Origin of the sequence: Agarivorans sp., assembly GCF_050295395.1 — a bacterium.
Taxonomy (GTDB): Bacteria; Pseudomonadota; Gammaproteobacteria; order Enterobacterales; family Celerinatantimonadaceae; genus Agarivorans.
Map to the genome: position 1 here is coordinate 1 of NZ_JBNKPP010000013.1, position 3,467 is coordinate 3,467.

The following is a 3,467-nucleotide window of genomic DNA, read 5'->3' on the forward strand; positions in this document are numbered from 1 at the left end:
TCTGCCAGTGCACAGGCGCCGGCTTGGCGCGTATGGGTGCATACCACTAAAAACTCTTCTCCTCCCCAGCGTGCTAAATAATCGCCTTCGCGGATCTGCTGGCGAACTAGGTTGGCGATGTTTATTAATACCTTGTCACCCTCATCGTGACCGTAGTTGTCATTAATTTGTTTAAAGTGGTCGATGTCGAATAATACGATACTGGCTGGCATGTTGGTTTCGATATACTCGATGATGATGTCACTAAAAATATTGCGCAGCCCTGCACGGTTAAAGCAGCTGGTGAGCGGATCGGTTTTCGCCATAAACTCGTAATTATCGCGCTCAATACTGAGAAAACTGTTCATCTTGTTCAGTTCTAAGGCGTGTTTGTGCGATTGTTGATGTTGCTCTTTCAGGCCGCGGTTAAGCTTAGCATAGCTAATGCTCAGGCTAATTAACCACACGGTTAACAGCCCTAGATATAAATCTTTGGCGGCGATCAGTTTGCCGCTGAGTTCGAGGCTGTAGAGCGATAATTCAATGTTTTTGGCTTGCGGGTTATCTCCACTTACTACAGCGAAGTAGTTAACTTGCGATGGCGATGTGCTGATAGTTTGGGCTGCTGCTAGTTGCCACCAAGAGGGCGAGTAAAACCGAGCCAGTGATAATTGGTAATTAGCCCGACCTTGGCGAGGCACAATGCTTTGCTGCAGTAAGTGCTGGTAGCCTTGCTTGGCGTCAAGCTGCAGGTAAAACTGTAGCAATAGGGTGTCGGGTAAGTTACTAGAAAAGGCGATGTCTAAGTGAAGTTGTTGATAATGATCGAGCTGGATGGCTGATAGCGCCTGGCTTAGTGGTAGGCTGAGGGCACAGGCGCTATTCGATAATGCTTCGCTGCTGCAAAATAGGGTGGCTTTGTCTTGCTGCTTTAATAATAAACCTTTGCCGTTGTTTTGCTTCACTAGCTGATTGTTGAGATGTACCTCAGTTTGCTCATTAATTGTTAATTGCAGTCGCCGCTCCATCCCCAAGTACTGCCATAGCACGAGGGCGAGCGAAATGAGCACTAAGAATGGGTAATAAGCATTACGTTGCAGTGGGTTCATTATTCAATGATTAGCGAAATAGTGAGTAAATACTGAACTTATTATCCATAAAATCATTAGTGTTACCGCGCCGTGCTACGCAGTTTTAAACATTGCTCTAGCCATTGGCTTGATTTTATTGTGTTAGCTTGGCTAGCTGGGTAATTAGTCGCGCCCTGCGCAGCGGCTGCTCATAATCGGATTGCGATTATGCTGTACTCGCTCGATGATGGCCGCGCGTTGACACTCAGCCGCACTCACCGGGTACTGCTTATCCCAGGCTTGCATTAACTTACGTTGGCTACTGCTCATGGAATAACGCGGATAGCTGGCTTCCATGTACAGATAGCTGCGAGCGATGGCTCCGCGGGCTGCTTCTGGGGGCTGTACTTTGCGTTTTTCTATCCGTAAATCACAGCTGCCAAAGTCCGAATCGGCCTTGTTGAGCATGCTGAAGTTGTAATTTGAGCGCGCCGCGTTTACCGCACCAATGGCGGGGTAGAGATTGTACATATCGGCCTGCATCAGGCGGTATTCGGCACTGGTTTTTTCGGCGCAGCGACGTCCTTTATAGGGCTTGCCCTTGTTATTTACGCATTCTGGGTGACCCTCGCGCCATGCCTTAAAGCTACGGCCGAAGTTTTCTGCGGGTACCACATGTTCGGTTTCGTAGCGCGCTAGCCGGTTTAGGTATTTGCTGGTAGCAAAACCGCTATGCAGTTGTACTTGTTTGTTTTCATCGAAACTGGCCTGACAGTACAGGGTGCGGCGCGATTCCGGCGCGGCATAAACTTGCTGCAACAGTAGTCGCTTAGCGGTGCTAAAAGATTCAATGCTTTGATTGCCATTCGCAACAACGAATGGGGAAATCAGCAAGCTGAGTAATAAGCTTAACTGGGCAGCGAGGCGGAGCTTAAGTCGACGGTGCATGATTATTGAGGCTTAGCTAAAAGGGCAGAAATTAACATGCGCTAAGATAATTGTGCTAATTGTTAGTAGTTGGCTTGGGCGGGGCAACTGCTTGGTTAGGCGTTTCCTCGCATCAAAAACCAAGAAACAAGTAAATTTTAGAATAAAATTTTGAGCAACTTAATATTATCAGCTAATAAAATTATGCTCTGCTTGACAGTCAGAGCATGGCTGAAGTCTTATAGGTATTTTTGAGTAAATGCTGTAGGCCTGTTCATGAAAAACCATCTCGATTCGCTGCGCCAAGCGATGACCACCCAAGCAAGCTTCGACGGGCAGTATGCTCAATTGGTGACGCTGCAAAATAGCAAGGGTATGAGCGTATCGTTTATGGATATTGGCGCAACCTGGTTAAGTTGTTATTTGCCGGTGGATGGCGAGTATCGTGAGCTGCTATTGCGCTCTAGCAATATGATCGAACACATGCAGCAGAGCGCTTATTTTGGCTCGGTGGTGGGGCGTTTCGCCAACCGCATTGCCAATGGTCAATTTAAGCTAGACGGACAGACTTATCAGTTGGGCTTAAATGACGGTGAACACTCCTTACATGGCGGTATTGATGGCTTTGATAAGCGTCGTTGGAGCATTACCGAGCAGAGCGCTCAGCGAGTGATATTTACCCTGCATTCCGCCGATGGTGATCAAGGCTACCCCGGTAATTTAGATGTCAGCGTGACCTATAGCTTGGATGAGGATAACGCCGTAAGTATTGTCTATCAGGCTAGTTGTGATAAGGCTTGTCCTGTTAACTTAAGCAATCATGCTTACTTTAACTTGGCGGGCGAAGCCTCTCATTTCACCAGCCTCGATCACCATCTACAGCTGAACGCTAGCTATTATTTGCCCACCGATGCCGCGCTGATCCCCAGCGGAGAAATGAGAACGGTGCTGGATAGCAGCTTTGATTTCACCGCGCTTAAAACCATCGGCCAAGACTTTTTAAGCGAAGCCGAACAGCAGTTGGCTGGCGGTTATGATCATGCCTTTGTTTTTATGCCAAAGGTAACCGATGCGCTGGCGGTGGCTGCCTTATTGCACTCGCCGCAGCGGGACTTAACCATGAAGGTGAGAACCACCAAGCCCGCCCTACAGTTTTATTCTGGTAACTTCCTAGACAATACCCCTGGCGCAACTAAGCACTATCCGCCTTACCATGGTCTAGCGCTGGAAACCCAGTTCTTTCCCGATGGGCCAAATCATCCTGAGTGGGGAGACAAAAACGGCATCATAAAGCCCAATCAACACTACCTGCATCAAACCGTTTATCAGTTTGAAACCCACCCAACTTTAAGCTAGTGAGGGCTTGGCTCGGCTAGAAGAGTGACGAACAATCAGCTCACCTTCTACCTTGCGTTTCGAGGCCAGCAGTGGCTGAGCTTGAAGTTGGGCTAATATGGCCTCGACCGCCAATTTGCCCATTTCGGCGTAGGG

At 48.3% G+C, this 3,467-nt stretch carries 3 protein-coding genes; 1 reads left to right on the top strand and 2 read right to left on the bottom strand.

Going from position 1 to position 3,467, the window contains the following annotated elements; genetic code table 11:
• Together ACQY6Q_RS00620 and ACQY6Q_RS00625 are read right to left on the bottom strand one after the other, a co-directional pair.
• Positions 1–1,088: GGDEF domain-containing protein (locus tag ACQY6Q_RS00620; RefSeq protein WP_427976632.1), on the bottom strand; the 1,088-nt coding region annotated here is incomplete at its 3' end.
• 144 nt (positions 1,089–1,232) lie between these two features.
• Positions 1,233–1,997, bottom strand: a complete 765-nt coding sequence (locus ACQY6Q_RS00625) for an endonuclease I family protein (RefSeq protein WP_427976635.1) — start codon at positions 1,995–1,997, stop codon at positions 1,233–1,235.
• 255 nt (positions 1,998–2,252) lie between these two features.
• Between ACQY6Q_RS00625 and galM the strand changes: the two genes are divergently transcribed.
• Complete coding sequence (galM, locus tag ACQY6Q_RS00630; protein ID WP_427976637.1) at positions 2,253–3,332, top strand: galactose-1-epimerase; 1,080 nt, start codon at positions 2,253–2,255, stop codon at positions 3,330–3,332.
• The last annotated feature ends 135 nt before the right edge of the window (positions 3,333–3,467 follow it).

Excerpts from the sequence above, each read along its gene's own strand:
- ACQY6Q_RS00625 (WP_427976635.1), bottom strand. The coding sequence starts at position 1,997 with ATGCACCGTCGACTTAAGCTCCGCCTCGCTGCCCAGTTAAGCTTATTA.
- galM (WP_427976637.1), top strand. The coding sequence starts at position 2,253 with ATGAAAAACCATCTCGATTCGCTGCGCCAAGCGATGACCACCCAAGCA.